At 62.5% G+C, this 16,927-nt stretch carries 15 protein-coding genes and 1 tRNA gene; 14 read left to right on the top strand and 2 right to left on the bottom strand.

Annotated elements, in window-relative coordinates:
• Nucleotides 1-130 precede the first annotated feature (130 nt).
• From AC57B6_RS21980 to AC57B6_RS21965, 4 genes are all read left to right on the top strand, one after another.
• Nucleotides 131-718, top strand: a complete 588-nt coding sequence (locus AC57B6_RS21980; RefSeq protein WP_496422102.1) for a phosphoheptose isomerase — start codon at nucleotides 131-133, stop codon at nucleotides 716-718.
• Between the two features lie 26 nt (nucleotides 719-744).
• On the top strand, nucleotides 745-1,536 hold the full coding sequence (locus AC57B6_RS21975) for a BON domain-containing protein (RefSeq protein WP_028197792.1): 792 nt from the start codon (nucleotides 745-747) through the stop codon (nucleotides 1,534-1,536).
• Nucleotides 1,533-1,883 carry a c-type cytochrome gene (locus AC57B6_RS21970; RefSeq protein ID WP_496422101.1) on the top strand — a complete coding sequence of 117 codons (351 nt, stop codon included), beginning with the start codon at nucleotides 1,533-1,535 and terminating at the stop codon, nucleotides 1,881-1,883. The genes AC57B6_RS21975 and AC57B6_RS21970 overlap by 4 nt, the downstream gene beginning before the upstream one ends.
• Before the next feature lie 88 nt (nucleotides 1,884-1,971).
• Nucleotides 1,972-2,047 (top strand) — tRNA-Ala (locus tag AC57B6_RS21965).
• Nucleotides 2,048-2,124: 77 nt separating this feature from the next.
• On the opposite strand, the gene AC57B6_RS21960 is transcribed toward AC57B6_RS21965, so the two are convergent.
• On the bottom strand, nucleotides 2,125-3,069 hold the full coding sequence (locus AC57B6_RS21960) for an AraC family transcriptional regulator (protein WP_042275680.1): 945 nt from the start codon (nucleotides 3,067-3,069) through the stop codon (nucleotides 2,125-2,127).
• 186 nt (nucleotides 3,070-3,255) lie between these two features.
• Between AC57B6_RS21960 and AC57B6_RS21955 the strand changes: the two genes are divergently transcribed.
• Both AC57B6_RS21955 and AC57B6_RS21950 read left to right on the top strand, forming a co-directional pair.
• Entirely contained in the window at nucleotides 3,256-3,717 is a 462-nt protein-coding gene (locus AC57B6_RS21955; protein ID WP_028197795.1) for a (2Fe-2S)-binding protein, read from the top strand.
• Between the two features lie 2 nt (nucleotides 3,718-3,719).
• Nucleotides 3,720-5,930, top strand: a complete 2,211-nt coding sequence (locus AC57B6_RS21950; RefSeq protein WP_496422100.1) for a xanthine dehydrogenase family protein molybdopterin-binding subunit — start codon at nucleotides 3,720-3,722, stop codon at nucleotides 5,928-5,930.
• A gap of 87 nt (nucleotides 5,931-6,017) precedes the next feature.
• Here AC57B6_RS21950 and AC57B6_RS21945 read toward each other — a convergent pair whose 3' ends face one another.
• Nucleotides 6,018-7,748 carry a methyl-accepting chemotaxis protein gene (locus AC57B6_RS21945; protein WP_178369078.1) on the bottom strand — a complete coding sequence of 577 codons (1,731 nt, stop codon included), beginning with the start codon at nucleotides 7,746-7,748 and terminating at the stop codon, nucleotides 6,018-6,020.
• 462 nt (nucleotides 7,749-8,210) lie between these two features.
• Here AC57B6_RS21945 and AC57B6_RS21940 point away from each other — a divergent pair, with 462 nt between their 5' ends.
• From AC57B6_RS21940 to AC57B6_RS21905, 8 genes are all read left to right on the top strand, one after another.
• On the top strand, nucleotides 8,211-8,783 hold the full coding sequence (locus tag AC57B6_RS21940; protein ID WP_030100030.1) for a TetR/AcrR family transcriptional regulator: 573 nt from the start codon (nucleotides 8,211-8,213) through the stop codon (nucleotides 8,781-8,783).
• Nucleotides 8,784-8,848: 65 nt separating this feature from the next.
• The gene (locus tag AC57B6_RS21935) at nucleotides 8,849-9,724 is read left to right on the top strand and encodes an SDR family NAD(P)-dependent oxidoreductase (protein ID WP_028197799.1); all 876 of its coding nucleotides are present in this window, start codon (nucleotides 8,849-8,851) and stop codon (nucleotides 9,722-9,724) included.
• A 46-nt stretch (nucleotides 9,725-9,770) separates the two neighbouring features.
• The gene (locus AC57B6_RS21930; RefSeq protein ID WP_496422099.1) at nucleotides 9,771-9,941 is read left to right on the top strand and encodes a hypothetical protein; all 171 of its coding nucleotides are present in this window, start codon (nucleotides 9,771-9,773) and stop codon (nucleotides 9,939-9,941) included.
• Entirely contained in the window at nucleotides 9,938-10,639 is a 702-nt protein-coding gene (locus AC57B6_RS21925; protein WP_028197800.1) for an NAD(P)H-binding protein, read from the top strand. Before AC57B6_RS21930 ends, AC57B6_RS21925 begins: the two co-directional genes overlap by 4 nt.
• A gap of 206 nt (nucleotides 10,640-10,845) precedes the next feature.
• Nucleotides 10,846-12,357: a sensor domain-containing diguanylate cyclase gene (locus AC57B6_RS21920; RefSeq protein WP_183798710.1), complete on the top strand. Its 1,512-nt coding sequence runs from the start codon at nucleotides 10,846-10,848 to the stop codon at nucleotides 12,355-12,357.
• A gap of 181 nt (nucleotides 12,358-12,538) precedes the next feature.
• Nucleotides 12,539-13,153, top strand: a complete 615-nt coding sequence (locus tag AC57B6_RS21915) for a DUF2239 family protein (RefSeq protein WP_496422098.1) — start codon at nucleotides 12,539-12,541, stop codon at nucleotides 13,151-13,153.
• 421 nt (nucleotides 13,154-13,574) lie between these two features.
• Entirely contained in the window at nucleotides 13,575-15,140 is a 1,566-nt protein-coding gene (locus AC57B6_RS21910; RefSeq protein ID WP_496422097.1) for a methyl-accepting chemotaxis protein, read from the top strand.
• Between the two features lie 207 nt (nucleotides 15,141-15,347).
• Nucleotides 15,348-16,655, top strand: coding sequence for a solute carrier family 23 protein (locus AC57B6_RS21905; RefSeq protein WP_030100026.1), 1,308 nt, complete (start codon nucleotides 15,348-15,350; stop codon nucleotides 16,653-16,655).
• Nucleotides 16,656-16,927 lie beyond the last annotated feature (272 nt).

Here is a 16,927-nt window from a genome sequence, read left to right as displayed (position 1 = left end):
CGCGCGTGAGTGCGATAAACTTGCGCTCGCGTACGGGCCTGGCCGGTACGGCTCGCAAGATGACTTCACAGCACGACTTCACAACACGACCGCGCATTGCGGTCCATTCGCGGTAGAAAACAGAGACTCGATGTCAGTCGAACGCATTCAACAACACTTCCGCGACAGCGCGGCAGTCAAACTCGAAGCCCTCGAAACCCTGTCGATGCCGATTGCCGCCGCGATCGACACGCTGTTCGCCGCGTTGGCCAACGGTAGCCGCATTCTTGCGTGCGGCAACGGCGGCTCGGCGGCCAGCGCGCAACAATTCGCCGCCGAACTGATCGGCCGCTTCGAGCGCGAGCGCCCAGGCTTGCCCGCGATCGCGCTGAGTACGGATACGTCGGTGCTCACCGCCATCGCTAACGACTATTCATTCGAGCAGATTTTTTCGAAGCAGGTGTGGGCGCTTGGCCAGCCTGGCGATGTGCTGCTGGCGATCACCACGTCCGGTAATTCCGCCAATGTGCTGGCCGCGATCGAGGCCGCGCACGAGCGTGAAATGATCGTGGTGGCGCTGACCGGCAAGGGCGGCGGCCGCATGCAGGAAGTGCTGAGCGATACCGATATCCATATTTGTGTGCCGTCCGATCGCACCGCGCGTATTCAGGAAGTGCATTTGCTGACCATCCATTGTCTGTGCGACGGCATCGATGCCATGTTGCTGGGCGAAGACTGAGATTGATTCCGAAGGAGAGCTAGTTGATGAGCGTATTCCGCGTCAAGAAGACACTGGTGAGAACCGTGCTGGTGGTTGGGTTCGCGGCGGGATTGTCCGCGACGTTGCAGGGTTGCTTTCTGGCCGTCGCCGGCGCGGCGGGCGGCGGCGCGCTGGTGGCGACCGACCGGCGCACGCTCGGCGCGCAGACCGAGGATCGTGAATTGCAGGTAAAGGCGCTGTCGCAGATCAGCCAGAACCTGCCCGACAACGCGCACGTCAACGTGACGGTGTTCAATCGCCGTGTGCTGCTGACGGGCGAGGTGGCCGGGGATGTGTCGAAGCAGCGGGCGGAGACCATCGTGCGTGGCTTGAATAACGTCAACACGATCGTCAACGAACTGGCGATCATGCCGGCCAGCTCGTTCTCGTCGCGTACCAATGACACGTACCTGGAAACGCGCGTCAAGACTGCACTGATCGCCGAGAAGAACATTTCGGCGAACAACTTCAAGGTCGTGGCCGAGCGCGGCTCGGTGTATCTGATGGGCCTCGTCACCATGGACGAAGGCAATCGCGGCGCCGACGTTGCGAGCCGCGTGCCAGGCGTGGTCCAGGTTGTGAAGGTGTTCCAGTACATCCAGCCGCAGGAAGCGGCTGCGGCGGCCGCTGCGGCCAGCACGCCGGCAGTCGCCGCGCAGCCGGACGCGAATGCGCCGACCGTCGGTGCGATTCCTGACTCTTCGGTGAGTTCGCGTCCGCTCGAGCAGCAGGCGCCGGCACCGGTCAGCAACTCGAACTCAGTGCATCCGGGTAATCCGGCGGCGACCACGCCATGAAGCGGGGCGCCACTTTCATTGCCGCAGTATTGACGGTTAGCGCGTTGGGTGGTGCGTTTGCGTCTTCGGCGCATGCGGCCGATGCGCCGCGCGGTCAGATCGTTGCTAACTCGAACGCCTGTATGGGATGTCACGCGGTGGACCGCAAACTGGTCGGGCCGTCGTTCCAGCAGATCGCTGCAAAGTACAAGGGCGATGCGCAAGCGCCGGCGAAATTGGCGCGCAAGGTGAGGGATGGCGGCTCCGGCGTGTGGGGCATGATTCCGATGCCAGCGCATCAATCGATGAGCGATGCGGATATCCGTGCAGTAGTGGATTGGGTGCTGGCTGGCGCGCCGCCCAGGTGATGTTTTGCCACGCGTTTTGCCGCCGGGTTTTACCCCTGCGGGGGCTTGGCAAAACGCAAAATGCCTGTGCTAGAATTGTTTGGACGTTGGGGGGGGAGCTCAGCTGGGAGAGCGTCGCGTTCGCAATGCGAAGGTCGGGAGTTCGATCCTCCTCCTCTCCACCAAAGATCACATCCAAGCTTGTCCAGGAAAGTCCAGAAACCCCGCAGCCGAAAGGCTCGCGGGGTTTTTATTTCCACCTCTACTCCCGAAACTCCACCCCATCCAAACGCCTCAATTGCGCAATGTCGCGTAGCGGCGGCGCGCCGAAGTGCCGGCTATATTCGCGACTGAACTGCGAGGGGCTGTCATACCCGACCCGGATCGCCACCGACCCGACATCGCCAGTCTGCCGGAGCAGCAATCTGCGGGCTTCGTGTAGCCGCAACTGCTTCTGATACTGCAGCGGAGTCAGCGTCGTGACGTTCTTGAAGTGATGATGGAGCGACGACACGCTCATGTTCACCGCCTGTGCCAGCGTCTCCATTCGCAAAAGCTCGGTGTAGTGCGTCTGGATCCACTCGATCGCCCGCGCGATGCGGTAGGTCTGGCTCCCGTTCACCGCGACGTGCCGCAGCCGTTTTCCCTGCTCGCTCGTCATCAGCCGGTAGAGCAATTCCTTTTCGATGAGTGGTGCGAGTACGGGAATGTCACCCGGAGTATCGAGCAATCGTACTAACCGCAGTGCCGCATCGAAAACCGGTGCCGACAACGACCCCACGGCGATGCCTTCGCCTGCGGATGCGGCATCCGGTTCGGGTAGGCGTAACTGCGTCGCCAGCTCGACGATGCGCTGTGGATCGAGTGCGAATTTCACACACAGATAAGGCGCGTCGGGCGACGCCCGGGTCACCTGCGACATCACCGGCAGATCGACCGACGTCACGAGGCAATGCAGATGATCGTAGACGTACGCCTGCCCCGCGACCATGACCCGCTTGGCGCCCTGCGCCGCGAACACGAATGCGGAGTTCGTCACGCCGCAGCCGAGATCCACGGGCTGTGAGTAGCGATAGAACGTCAGCGACGGGATCGCCGTCTGGTGGGTGCCGTCGGTGGGCGCGAAGCGGCTGATGAGCGCGGCGAGTTCGCAGCGCGCCGCTTCACGCGCCGCCGAAGGATCGAGCCGGGAGGAGTGCTGTTTCATGCGCATGGAAATCCGTGGACGGAATCGAGCATACCCAACCGCTGCCGGGCAGGCGCGGCTTGCCTGTTGGATTTGCAGCATTGTTCAATAAATTTGCAGGATTGTGTAAGCACAACAGCCGGCACCCGGTACACACTGCCGCGTACACCCGGCGCCAAGTCCGGGCTTTCCCCACGGAGAGGTTCCATGTCTACATCGTTTGTCCTCAACGGCAAGAACGTTACGGTCGATGCCGATCCCACCACGCCGCTCCTTTGGGCAATCCGCGAGGACGCGGGCCTGCACGGCACCAAGTTCGGCTGCGGCATGGCGCAATGCGGCGCCTGCACGGTTCATCTGGAAGGCGAGGCCACCCGTTCGTGCGTGCTGCCGATCGCGGCGATTGCCGGCAAGCGCATCACGACCATCGAAGGCATTGAAAGCCGGCCCGCCAAAGCGATCCAGGCCGCATGGGTCAAGCTGCAGGTACCGCAGTGCGGATACTGTCAGTCCGGGCAGATCATGTCCGCGACAGCCTTGCTCGAACATAATGCCACGCCCACCGACGCCGACATCGACGCTGCGATGAACGGCAACATCTGCCGCTGTGCGACCTATACCCGCATCCGCGCGGCCATCCACGAAGCCGCTGCCACCCTGAAGGCCTGACCATGACGACCGATCTCGATCTCAAGGATGCGGTACGCCCGTCGCGCCGGACCTTCCTGAAAGCAGCCGGCGCCGTCGCGGCAGTCGGTCTTACCATCGGCTTCGAATGGGCGGGCACGGGCCGCCGCGCGCTCGCCGCCTCCATGCCCGACGCGACGTTCGCGCCCAATGCGTTCCTGCGCGTCGCGCCGGACAACAGCGTCACGGTCATCGCGAAGCACGTCGAGATGGGCCAGGGCGCGTACACCGGCATCGCGACGATCGTCGCGGAAGAGCTGGATGCGAACTGGCAGGACGTGCGTGTCGAAAGCGCGCCCGCCGACGCGAAGCGCTATGCGAATCTGGCGTTCGGCACGATCCAGGGTACGGGCGGCAGCTCGGCGATGGCCAACTCGTGGATGCAATTGCGCGAAGCCGGCGCGAAAGCGCGCGCGATGCTGGTCTCCGCAGCCGCCGCGCAGTGGCAGGTGCCCGCGTCCGAGCTGACGACGCGCGACGGCAGCATTCATCACGCGGCCACCAACCGGAGCGCGACCTATGGCTCGCTTGCGTCGGCCGCGGCCCGCTTGCCGGTACCGGAGACGGTCGCGCTCAAGTCGCCGAAAGATTTTCGTTTGATTGGCCAGCAGGTGCCGCGCGTCGATGTGCCAGCGAAAACCGACGGCACCGCGCAGTTCACGCTCGACGTAACGTTCCCCGGCATGCTGGTCGCGCTGCTGCAGCGTCCGCCGCTCTTCGGTGCGACGGTCAAGTCATTCGATGCGTCAGCCGCGAAAGCGGTGCCCGGCGTCGTCTCGGTCGTGCAGGTGCCGGGTGGCGTCGCGGTGGTCGCCAAGGGCTTCTGGGCGGCGAAGCAGGGCCGCGACGCGCTGAAGATCGAATGGGACGATTCGGCGGCCGAAAAGCGCAGCTCGGACGCGATCATGGCCGAATACCGGCAACTCGCCGAGCAGCCCGGTGCCTCCGCCCGCAAGGACGGCGATGCAACCCAGGCAATCGCGGGCGCGGCGAAGAAAATCTCGGCCACGTATACGTTTCCGTACCTCGCTCACGCACCGATGGAGCCGCTCGACGCGGTCGTCAAGCTCACCGCGGACAGCTGCGAGATCTGGGCCGGCGACCAGTTTCAGACCGTCGACCAGGGCAACGCCGCGCGCACGGCCGGACTCGATCCGCAGCAGGTGAAGATTCACACGCTGTATGCGGGCGGCAGCTTCGGGCGGCGCGCGAACACGCGCTCGGACTATATCGTCGAGGCCGTGTCGATCGCGAAGGCGCTGGGTGCGAACGGCACGCCGGTCAAACTGCAATGGACCCGTGAGGATGACATCCACGGCGGTCTCTATCGGCCGATGTACTTCCACAAGCTCGACGCGGGCCTCACCGCCGACGGCAAGCTGGTCGGCTGGCGGCATCGGATTGTCGGTCAGTCGATCCTCGCCGGCACGCCGTTCGCCAGCGTGATGGTCAAGAACGGGATCGACTCGACGTCTGTCGAAGGGGCCGCTAACGTTGCCTATGCGATTCCGAACCTCTCGGTCGAACTGACAACCACGCAAACCGGCGTGCCCGTGTTGTGGTGGCGGGTAGTCGGCAGTTCGCACACGGCATTCGCGGTCGAGGCGTTTATCGACGAAGCCGCGCACGCCGCAGGCAAGGACCCGTTCGCCTTCCGCCGCGACCTGCTCGCGCACGAACCGCGCATGCGGGGCGTGCTCGAACTCGCCGCGCAGAAAGCGGGCTGGGACCCGGCCAAACCGTTGCCGAAAGGTCGCGGGCGCGGCATCGCGGTGGCCGAAGCGTTCAAGACGTTCGTCGCGCAAGTCGCGGAAGTTTCCGTCGACAAGGACGGTAATGTGAAGGTGGAGCGCGTCGTCTGTGCGGTAGATTGCGGCACGCCGATCAATCCGGACGTTATCGCGGCACAGATGGAAGGCGGCATCGGCTTCGGCTTAGGCGCGGCGTTACACAGCGCGATTACGCTGAAGGACGGCAAGGTCGAGCAGAACAACTTCGACGGCTATCAGGTGCTGCGGTTCGCCGAGATGCCGAAGGTCGAGGTGCATATCGTGCAATCGGGCGAAGCACCGACGGGTGTCGGCGAGCCGGGTGTCGCTCCGGTCGGGCCGGCGGTGGCGAACGCGATCTTCGCCGCCACCGGCAGGCGGATTCAGTCGCTGCCGTTTCCTGTCGCTGCAGAAAAAAGCGCTTGACCGGCCGGCGCGAAGACGACGCGCCACGTCATGATGAACTGCGCTTCCCGCGTGCCTGTCATGCGGGAAGCGCAGCACTTTCACGAATCAGAACTTATCCCACCCGTCATCCGCACCCACAGCAGCAAGCGCGGCAACCGGGGCAATCGGTGCAACTGACGCAGCCCGCACAACGCGCTTGGGGGCAGCCGCAACCTCGCGCCGCGGCGCTTCCCGCCGAACCGGCGCAGCCGCTGCAGCCGCTGTCACGTGCGGCGCGTCCTTCACCTGAAAAAACGCCACGGCTTCATTCAATTGCTGCCCCTGGTCTTCCATCGAGCGCGAAGCCGCCGCGGCCTCTTCCACCAGCGCTGCATTCTGCTGCGTGACGTTGTCCATCTGGGTAATCGCGAGATTGACCTGTTCGATCCCACGGCTCTGTTCAACGGATGCCGCCGCAATCTCCGACATGATGTCGGTCACGCGCGTGACCGCCTGAGTCACTTCGGCCATCGTCTTGCCTGCTTCGCCGGCAAGCGCGGAGCCATCGCGGATCCGGTCCACCGATGTAGCGATCAGATCCTTGATCTCCTTTGCCGCGCTCGATGAGCGTTGCGCCAGGCTTCGGACTTCGCTTGCGACCACCGCGAAGCCGCGCCCTTGTTCGCCCGCCCGCGCGGCTTCGACGGCCGCGTTCAGCGCGAGGATGTTGGTCTGGAAAGCAATGCCTTCGATGATGCCTGTGATGTCGGCGATCTTGGTCGAGCTGTCGCTGATCTCGTGCATCGTGCTGACCACCTGACCGACCACCTCGCTACCCTTTTGCGCCACCGAAGACGCATTCGCCGCCAGCATGCTGCCTTGCTGCGCGTTGTCGGCATTCTGCTTAACGGTGGAGGTGAGTTCCTCCATGCTCGAAGCGGTTTCCTGCAACGACGCGGCCTGCTGCTCGGTACGCTGACTCAGATCCATATTGCCCGCCGCAATCTGGCGCGCCGCGCCGGCGATGCTGGTGCTGCTGTCACGCACGCGTCCGACGATCGCCGTCAGCCGTTCGTTCATCTCGCGCAGGGCGCTCAGCAGCTTGCTGGTTTCGTCGCGGCCGTCGACGGTGATCTGCGTGCGCAGATCGCCTTCCGATACGGTGCGCGCGACATCGATCGCAAAACGCAGCGGTCCAGTCACGGCGCGTGTAATCATCACGCACGAGCCGACGGCGAGCCCCAGCGCGATGAGGCAGATCGCGATCAGCACGTTGCGCTGGCTTTCGTAGTGAGCCGTGTATTCGTTGACCAGTTGTTCCTGGCGTGAACGTGTGTAGTCGGCATACGCATCGGTCGCGCGAATCAGCTTGGCGAGCAGCGGGCGGCAATGAACGTCCATCTCCGCGATCGCTTCGTCTTTCTTGTTGGCGAGCGCGAGATTGACGATGTTGAGGGCTACCGGCCCATAATCCGCTTCGACCCGGTTGATCTCCGCGACCAGGCTGCGTGCTTTATCCGACGTATCGACCGCGCTCGCGGTCATGTCGTTGAGCTTTTTCAGGTCGGCTGCCACGTCTTCGTGCGCGCGGGTCACATCGGCTTTTTCTATTTCGAGGTCCTGAGGGGTGGTGACAAGTACAAGGTTGCGTGCCGCGATCGCCCTGCGGTCGACGGCGGTTCGAACCTGCACGACCATGTCGGCGCGTGCGTTGATGCCACGTACAAAGTTGGTGAATCCATCGGTCGAATCGCTTAGCGCTTTCAGAGAAAGGCCGGAAACCGCGACGACAATCAGCGACAGCATGCCGAAGCCGCCAATGAGTTTGGTCTTAATGGTGAGGTTTTTTAATGACACGTTTTTTCTCCAATAACGAAACGTGAAGTGTTCGTAATGGACTCTCAGGTCCGGACATGGGAGCGTCTATCTGACTGCCGTTCATGCCGGCAGCCCCGCGCGGTTTCTCCTTTGTGCCTGCCATAAGACGCCTCACGAAAGCGCGTCGAATGTCGGGCAACAAATGGGTATCCCATTTACCGGTTATCGGATCGGATTCTCGCGGGCTGAAGTAATTGCGGGTATTTCTCTACTAAATTTGCATGCGATGCACGAAGAACGGGTCTTCTTGCATGGTTTTTAAGCGTATTTAGGCATGTGATGAAAACATTAATCTTTCATTAACATTTCATTTCAGACGTACCCCATTAAAGCAATGGAGGTCTGGTCAGAAGCGAGCAACAAAAATAACTTGAGCCGCCGAGCTGTCCTGGATATGATTGAGCAATCACTCATTAATTGTTTGTAGCCAGAACAACCCGTATGGCCCGTCCGAAAAGCGAAGACAAACGCAACGCCATCCTTGCCGCCGCGACTGAGATCGTTGCCGAGCAGGGCCTGGGCGCGCCCACTGCGCGCATTGCGAAACTCGCGGGCGTGGCGGAAGGCACGCTGTTCACCTACTTCGACAACAAGGATGAGTTGCTGAACGAGCTCTACCTGGACATCAAGGCGGACCTGCGCGACGTGATGATGACGACTTACCCGAAGCAAGCCAGCGTGCACGATCGCATGCAGCATGTGTGGAACAAGTTTGTCGACTGGGGCGTGGCCCAGCCGCAAAAGCGCCGCGCCATGGCGCAACTGACTGTGTCGGAGCGGTTGAGCGATTGCACGCGTGCAACGGGAATGGAGTCCTTCGCGGACATCAATGCAATGATTCAGGCAAGCGTGGCGAGCGGCGCCTTGCGTGATCATCCGCCGGCTTTCCTGTCGGCGATCATGGGGGCGTTGGCCGAAACCACCATGGATTTCATCGCTCGCGAACCGGCCAATGCCGACCGTTATCGCAAGGCCGGCTTTGAAGCGTTCTGGCACGCGATTGCACAGGACTAAATTTTTCTGTTTTTTTGTCCGATTAATGAGTGATTGCTTGCTCATTTAAATTCAAGGAGCATATGATGTCGAAGGTCTGGTTGGTTACGGGAAGCGCCCGCGGGCTTGGGCGTGAAATTGTCGAAGCAGCGTTGCGCGCGGGTGAGCGCGTCGTGGCGACAGCGCGCGATCCGCATCAGTTGGCGGAGTTGTTGACGCGCTATGGCGAACAGGTTCGAGCCGTTGCGCTAGACGTGACGGATCCGGCGGCGGCCCGCCACGCGGTGCAAGCCGCCGTCGACGCATTCGGCCGGCTCGACGTGGTGGTGAATAATGCGGGCTTCGGCCACCTGTCGCCGTTCGAGCAAACCACCGAGGACGATTTCCGCGCGCAGATCGATACGAACTTCTATGGTGTGGTGAACGTCACGCGCGCGGCTTTGCCGGTGATGCGGGAACAGCGAGCCGGCCACATCATCCAGATTTCGTCGGTGGGCGGCCGGGTAGGCGTTGCCGGATTGAGTGCGTACCAGGCTGCAAAATGGGCGGTTGGCGGGTTCACCGAGGTCATCAGTCAGGAGCTTGCGCCGTTCGGTGTCCACGTGACGGCTCTCGAACCCGGCGGTATGAAAACAGACTGGGGCACGGGGGCGAGCGCTGCGATGCCGACCTTGCTGCCCGACTATGTGCCGTCGATCGGCGCGGTGGTGGAGATGCTGTCCCATCACATTGGTCATGAAACCGGCGATCCCGCGAAGGTCGCGCAAGTCGTACTGAAGCTCGCGTATCACGATGCATTGCCGGCGCATCTCCTGCTCGGTAGCGATGCCTTGCATTACGCCGGCGAGGCTGACAAGGCGCGCGCCGCTAGCGGCGAAGCGTGGCGAGCGATCAGCGCCGCGACCGATTTTTCCGCGCCGTCGCCGTTGCCGCCGTTTCCCGCTGCATCGGCGAAAGCCTGAACACTGAGCGGGCAGCTCAGATCAAGGTCACCTGAGGACGACCGACATGGCAAACTGGACCACGGCAGGCATTACGCGTCAGATCGGGCGCTCGCCGGGTGACGCTCAATTCTCCCGCAGTGCGCAGGACAAAGCAGTCGCCGCGCGCTTGCGGGATGTCTGGGAAGGACGTTTCAACATGCGCTGGCCGAGCGCGATCATGGAGCACGCATCATGAAGGTTCTGATATTCGGCGCGACCGGCATGGTCGGGCAGGGCGTCTTGCGCGAATGCCTGCGTGCACAGGACGTCGAGGTGGTGCAGACGGTTGGCCGCACCGGCACCGGCCAGCTCGACCCGCGCCTCGTCGAGCTGATTCAGCCGGACCTGATGGACTACCGGGCAATTGAGGGGGCATTGACGGGCTTCGACGCGTGCTTTTTCTGTTTGGGTGTGTCGTCCGCGGGCATGCAGGAGGCCGACTATGCGCGGCTCACGTATGACCTGACGCTGGCCGCCGCGCAGACACTGGCCCGCCTCAATCCGCAGATGACCTTTGTCTATGTGTCCGGTGCGGGCACCGACAGCACGGAACGCGGCCGCAGCATGTGGGCGCGGGTCAAGGGAAGAACCGAGAACGCGTTGCAGCGGTTGCCGTTCAAAGCGGTCTACCTGTTTCGCCCCGGCGTGATCGAACCGCTGAACGGCGCCCGTTCGAAGACCCGCTCGTACCGCTTGTTCTACGCAGCAGCCGGGTTTGTCCTGCCGATCCTGCGCGCGCTTTTCCCCAACCATATTTTGAGTACCGTAGACATCGGTCAGGCGATGCTGGAGGTCGCGCGTCGCGGCGCGCCCAAAGCGGTGCTCGAGGTGGCCGACATCCGTGCGCTCAGCCGCGCGGCATCCCAGCCGGAGCTCGATTTGCGGGCGGGGTGAGCGCGGGGCGCCGTAACCGCGCTAACTCCGGCGGCTTGTCGGGGCCGTTCTCGTCAGAAGACCTTGCCCAGCCTGCCAAAAACCTCCCTTTTCCCTCATTTGATGCGTGTCAGCCTCTGGTAGGCTACTGTTTTCAGAGGACGCGCCCGCCTGGCACGGCCTATTTCTCACGCGCTCAGGCTAGCGCAGGCTCGAACGAAAAGCTCATGGTGACGCGCCGACCCAACATCGTGATTGCAATCAGCATCGTGCTGGCCAGCGCGATTCTTGCGATTGCGGTGTGGGTATTGGCGCAGATGCGCGATGACGCACTGCGCCGCGCGCAGGATTCCGTCTTCAATGTGTCGCTGCTGGTCGAACGCGACGTATCGCGCAATCTCGAGATCTACGACCTGTCGCTGCGGGCCGTCATCGACGGCCTGAAACAGCCAGGCGTGCTGGAATTGCCGCCGAAGATCCGCCAGATGGTGCTGTTCGACGGCGCTGCCAGCGCAAAAGACCTCGGTTCGCTTCTCGTCCTCGACCCCGCTGGCAACATCATCTTCGATTCGCAATCCACGCCTCCGCGCCCAATCAATCTTGCCGAGCGCGACTATTTCAAGGTTCAGCGCGATTCGCCCAATGTCGGGTTGTATGTCAGTCATCCGTTCATGCCCAAGGTGACCGGCAAGGACGTGAGCATCGCGCTGAGCCGCCGCATCACGCGGCCGGACGGCAGCTTTGGCGGCGTAGTGGTCGGCACGATGCGACTCACGTATTTCAGGCGCCTGTTCGCCGGGATGAATCTTGGGCCGAGTGGCTCGATGGCGCTGATGTTGAACGACGGTACGATGCTGATGCGGCGCCCCTATGATCCCAATATTATCGGCCGGAGCCTGGTCGGCACCGCGAACTATTCGCGCTTCCTCAAGGAGCCGAGCGGCGATTTCTTCGGCACGGCGGCAATCGACGGTGTCGAGCGCTGGTACGCGTTCCGCCATATCGATATGTACCCGCTGATCCTCGACGTGGCGCTCTCCACCCACGACATCTACGTGGAGTGGCGGCGGCGCGCGTGGATCATCGGTACGCTCATTGCGGCGCTCGACGTGGCGATCATCGCGCTCGCCATCCTGTTCTCGCAACAACTGCGGCGGCGGCGCGCGGCCGAAGAAGAGTTGCGCGAACTGGCGCGTACCGATGGGCTGACCGGTCTGAATAATCGCCGCTGTTTCGAGGAACACGCGGACGAGGAGTGGCGGCGCGCGCAACGCAATGGCAGGCCGTTGTCCATGCTGCTGATCGATGTCGACAGTTTCAAGGGCTTCAACGATCTATACGGCCACTCGGCCGGCGATGACGCGCTTATTGCCGTAGCGCGCTGCATCGGGCAGAACGTGCGGCGCCCGGGCGACACTGCGGCGCGCTACGGCGGTGAAGAGTTCGCCGTGCTGCTGCCGGATACGGACGAAGCCGCAGCGGCGCGTATCGCCGAGAAAATCCGCGCCGCGGTTCAGGCGCTCGAGCTTCGCCATGTCGCGAGTTCGCACCATGTGCTGACCATCAGCGTCGGCATTGCGTGTACCAGCAGTGAGGTATTCACGACGAGCCGCGCGCTCGTCAACGCCGCGGACGAAGCCCTCTACGAGGCCAAGGACGCTGGCCGCAACCGCGTGCTGTGCTATCCGGTTCCGGCGCGGGCGGATCGGCGCAGCGACGTGATGTCGCCGGCACGATGAGGCCGCGACATTTCATCGGCATGCCGGTCGGTGTAGCGCGTCCAATGCGGGCGGCGGCACCCCCGGGCGGATAACGCATTCCGTAGCGCACGCGCGACTCGATAAATTTTACCCGGGTAAATTATTGCGTTTAATTTATACCCGGGTATAATTCGACAAATTCATTTTCCTGGAGTTTGTCATGACCCCCCATCCTGCTACCTGCATCGCCTTCGAGGGGCACCGGCGTATCGCCTCGGGCACACCGCCCGAGGTGGCGCTTGCCGTGCGAGAGGTGCTGGCGCGTGGCGAACGGGCGCCTGTGCTGATTTTTGACACGGTCACGAGTCGTCCGGTCGAGTTTGATTTGCGTGGCACGCCTGACGAGATTCTTGCCCGGCTGGCAAGTCAGGCGCCTATCGGGCCGCCTGCGCCGGCTGCGGAGGCTGGAGAAGATGACACGCCGCGTGGCCGCGGCCGGCCCAAGCTTGGTGTGGTGGCGAGGGAGGTCACGCTGCTGCCGCGTCATTGGGACTGGCTCAATGGGCAATCGGGGGGCGCTTCGGTCGCGCTGCGCAAACTGGTTGAAGCGGCGCGGCTGGCGGGCGAGGACAAGGACCGCAAACGTGCGGCGCAAGAATCGGTGTATCGCTTCATGACCGCGCTCGCCGGCAATCTGCCTGCTTACGAAGATGCCACGCGCGCGCTCTATGCCGACGATCAGGTGCGTTTTGACGATATCGTCGCCGCGTGGCCAGAGGATGTGCGTGACCACACGCTCTGTCTTGCCGCTGATGCATTCGTCAGGCATCCGTAGATTCGAACGCGCACTGATGGGCGCATGGCTAACGACACCAGCAGACGAAATGCGGACAAAAAAAAGCCGCTCACGCCGGGGAGCGTGAGCGGAAAGTCGGAGAGTTACAACAACATCGCGTGCGCTCATGGGGGCGAACGCAGCAAAGAAAGTCTACGGGTTGAACCGCCTCCCATATATCAGACAAATCCCAATCGCGGGCTTGCTGCGCGACGCGCATGGCGTAGCGATCCGGCCCCGCGCATCGACCTTTCCTTACATCATCCTGTCCCGGTTATTCCCGCCATTTATCGTGTCAAGTCTCTGTCATGGACGCCGTAAAAAGAGGTGACAGCGTCGCCACGTATCCGGAAAAACGCGAAATGTTTCGCGGTGGCACGAAGGCACGAATGTCCCCCAAGGGCTTATGAAGGATGGTGAGATGAAGTGGTTCGACCGCATGACCGTATTCAGGAAACTGCTGTTGGCGTTTGCCGTGGTGATCGGGTTTTGTCTTGTGATCGGCGGGACTTCGCTGAAGACGCTGTCGTCGATGCATGACATTACCAACGCCATCTGCGACCAGCATATGAATGGCCTCTACTGGATGGAAGAGGCGAACCGCCACAAGATCGATTCCGATCTTGCCGCCGCGAATCTCGGCTATGCAGCCGACGACGCCGGTCGTCAAAAGTTAAAGGACGGTATCGTCGCCTCGCTCAAGGAGATGCATGCGGCCTACGACCAGTATCGCCCTACGATCGCGACCAGCAAGGGCCAGGAAATGTTCGACGACGTGTTGCGCAAGTCGGCCGTCTGGGAAGGCATCGTGCATCAGCAGATCGGGCTTGAACCGATTCCGGCCGGCGTCGACGGCAACGAACTCGTGCGTCGCGCGATTGCGTCGAGCGAGGCGCTGCGCGATCGCATTACAACGCTGATCGACTACCGCCGTCAGCAAGCCACCGACGCTCAACAGGAGGCGAGTGCGGACTATCGGCACATGCGCATCGTGATGCTCGCGCTGGTGCTGAGCGCGATCGCGGCAGGCGCCGTGCTCGCGATGGTGATCGCGCGGCGACTCGCGCGTCAACTCGGCGGCGAACCCCATTACGCGATGCACATCGCCAATCGCATCGCCGATGGCGACCTGAGCGTGCGCGTCGACACGCGTGCGGGCGACACCGACAGCATGCTGTTTGCGCTGCGCAACATGCGCGAGCGGCTGGCGGGCATCGTCTCGGGTATCAGCGAATCGAGCGAGTCGATCCTGATGGCCTCGGGCGAGATCGCGCAGGGCAACACCGACCTGTCGCAACGCACCGAAGAGCAGGCGGCCGCCTTGCAGGAAACCGCGTCGAGCATGCAGGAACTGACGTCGACGGTGAAGATGAATGCCGAGAACGCGCAGCAGGCGGGGGGCGTCGCGCATGGCGCTTCGGAAGTGGCGGCGCGTGGCAGCAGCCTGGTCGGCGACGTGGTCGAAACGATGCGCGAACTGGCGGCGGGTTCGAAGCGCATGACCGACATCATTGCGGTGATCGAAGGCATCGCGTTCCAGACCAATATTCTCGCGCTGAACGCGGCGGTCGAAGCGGCGCGCGCCGGCGAACAGGGCCGTGGTTTTGCGGTGGTGGCGGGCGAAGTGCGGTCATTGGCGCAACGCAGCGCGGTGTCGGCCAAGGAGATCAAGGAACTGATCGAAAGCTCGACGGCGCGCGTGGGCAGCGGCGCCGAACTGGCCGAGCGGGCCGGTCGAACGATGGCCGAAGTCACGCATGCGGTGCAGCGCGTGACTGACATCATGGGCGAGATTTCATCGGCGTCGCAGGAGCAGAGTACCGGCATCGAAGAAGTGAATCGCGCCGTCGCGCAGATGGACGACGTGACCCAGCAGAACGCCGCGCTGGTCGAACAGGCGGCGGCCGCGGCGGCGTCGATGGCGGATCAGGCGAGGCAGTTGCAGGCGGCGGTCACGGTGTTCTCGCTGGACGCGCGGCACGGCTGATTCACGTGACGATTTTCTGAGGCGCGGTCTTCATGCCGTGTCCGTCACCCGCGATGGCGGCGTTCGTCATGCCCGTGCGCGCGCCGGAGCGGCCTATTTTGCCGCCCTTGCCAGGCCTGGTCGCTCTCCGTACACTCGCGCGTAATTCACCGACGGCGCATATCCCGGCGCCGTCCACCATAACGCCGATAGAGGAGAACCCCCGCCATGGCCGATTCTTACTTCCCACGCTGGCGTGTCCAGCCGAACGCGGCCGAGGGCCGCATTGTCGGCACTGACGAGCGGCTCGCGTGGCCGCAGATGTTGGCGATGGGCATTCAGCACGTTGTCGCGATGTTCGGTTCGACCGTGCTTGCGCCGTTGCTGATGGGCTTCGATCCGAATCTGTGCATCTTCATGTCGGGGATCGGCACGTTGCTGTTCTTCGTGCTGGTGGGTGGGCGCGTACCGAGCTACCTCGGTTCGAGCTTCGCGTTCATCGGCCTGGTGATCGCCGTGACGGGGTATGGCGGGCACGGTCCGAACCTGAACATTCCGGTCGCGTTGGGCGGGATCATTGCGTGCGGCGCGGTGTACGCGGTCATTGGTTTGATCGTGTCGGCGATCGGCACGAAGTGGATTGAGACATTGATGCCGCCGGTCGTGACTGGAGCGATCGTCTGCGTGATCGGGCTGAATCTTGCGCCGATCGCGGTGCATGGCGTGAGCGGCAGCAACTTCGATTCGTGGATGGCGTTGGTGACGGTGCTGTGCGTTGGCGCGGTTGCGGTGTTTGCGCGTGGCATGCTGCAGCGATTGTTGATTCTGGTGGGATTGCTGATGGCGTATGTGATTTACGCGATCGTCACGAATGGCCTCGGCATGGGTAAGCCGATCGACTTCGCGATTGTGGCGAACGCAGCGTGGTTTGGGATGCCGCACTTTACTGCGCCGGTTTTCGACATGCGGGCGATGACTTTGCTTGCACCGATTGCGGTGATTCTTGTTGCTGAGAATCTTGGGCACATCAAGGCGGTGAGCGCGATGACGGGGCAGAACCTCGATCGTTATGTCGGCCGCGCATTTCTCGGCGACGGACTGGCGACGATGCTGTCGGGTTTTGCCGGTGGTACAGGGGTGACGACGTATGCCGAGAATATTGGCGTGATGGCTGTGACCAGGATTTATTCGACGCTGGTGTTTGTGATTGCTGCGGTGATTGCGCTTGTGCTTGGGTTCTCGCCGAAGTTTGGCGCGGTGATCCAGACCATTCCCGGACCTGTTCTGGGCGGGGTGTCGATTGTTGTGTTTGGGTTGATTGCCGTGACCGGTGCGCGGATCTGGGTCGTCAATAAGGTGGATTTTTCCGACAACCGGAATCTGATTGTCGCGGCGGTGACACTTGTGCTTGGGGCTGGGGATTTTTCTTTGAAGCTTGGCGGTTTTGGGTTGGGGGGGATTGGGACTGCGACGTTTGGGGCGATTATTCTTTACGCTCTTTTGAGGAGGAAGCCGGCGCAGGGGCCGGTGGCTTGAAGGTTTTGGGTTTGGTTTTGGCCGTTCGGCGGGTTTGTTGTTGATCTGGATTTTTTGGCGGTGCCTTCCTGGGTTCGTGGTTTGTTCTGTTGTTGGTCTTTTTGGCCTTTCCTTGAATTGTTAGTGGTCTATTAGCGTTGCCCCTGTGCGGGGGAACCTGTCCGCATTTTTGTGTGCGAGGCGGTTAGCGGAGTTACCCGCGTGCGTTGGTAAAACGCTCTCCAAACAGAATCGCGAACTGGTTCATGGCTGAGGACCAGTCGAATGCCGCC

The organism is Paraburkholderia sp. BGA-UO-ETr-F12, from assembly GCF_059567945.1.
This window is presented reverse-complemented; position numbering and strand designations above follow the sequence as displayed.

Coding starts and splice junctions, on each gene's coding strand:
- AC57B6_RS21980 (WP_496422102.1), top strand. CDS start 131: ATGTCAGTCGAACGCATTCAACAACACTTCCGCGACAGCGCGGCAGTC.
- AC57B6_RS21975 (WP_028197792.1), top strand. CDS start 745: ATGAGCGTATTCCGCGTCAAGAAGACACTGGTGAGAACCGTGCTGGTG.
- AC57B6_RS21970 (WP_496422101.1), top strand. CDS start 1,533: ATGAAGCGGGGCGCCACTTTCATTGCCGCAGTATTGACGGTTAGCGCG.
- AC57B6_RS21960 (WP_042275680.1), bottom strand. CDS start 3,069: ATGAAACAGCACTCCTCCCGGCTCGATCCTTCGGCGGCGCGTGAAGCG.
- AC57B6_RS21955 (WP_028197795.1), top strand. CDS start 3,256: ATGTCTACATCGTTTGTCCTCAACGGCAAGAACGTTACGGTCGATGCC.
- AC57B6_RS21950 (WP_496422100.1), top strand. CDS start 3,720: ATGACGACCGATCTCGATCTCAAGGATGCGGTACGCCCGTCGCGCCGG.
- AC57B6_RS21940 (WP_030100030.1), top strand. CDS start 8,211: ATGGCCCGTCCGAAAAGCGAAGACAAACGCAACGCCATCCTTGCCGCC.
- AC57B6_RS21935 (WP_028197799.1), top strand. CDS start 8,849: ATGTCGAAGGTCTGGTTGGTTACGGGAAGCGCCCGCGGGCTTGGGCGT.
- AC57B6_RS21930 (WP_496422099.1), top strand. CDS start 9,771: ATGGCAAACTGGACCACGGCAGGCATTACGCGTCAGATCGGGCGCTCG.
- AC57B6_RS21925 (WP_028197800.1), top strand. CDS start 9,938: ATGAAGGTTCTGATATTCGGCGCGACCGGCATGGTCGGGCAGGGCGTC.
- AC57B6_RS21920 (WP_183798710.1), top strand. CDS start 10,846: ATGGTGACGCGCCGACCCAACATCGTGATTGCAATCAGCATCGTGCTG.
- AC57B6_RS21915 (WP_496422098.1), top strand. CDS start 12,539: ATGACCCCCCATCCTGCTACCTGCATCGCCTTCGAGGGGCACCGGCGT.
- AC57B6_RS21910 (WP_496422097.1), top strand. CDS start 13,575: ATGAAGTGGTTCGACCGCATGACCGTATTCAGGAAACTGCTGTTGGCG.
- AC57B6_RS21905 (WP_030100026.1), top strand. CDS start 15,348: ATGGCCGATTCTTACTTCCCACGCTGGCGTGTCCAGCCGAACGCGGCC.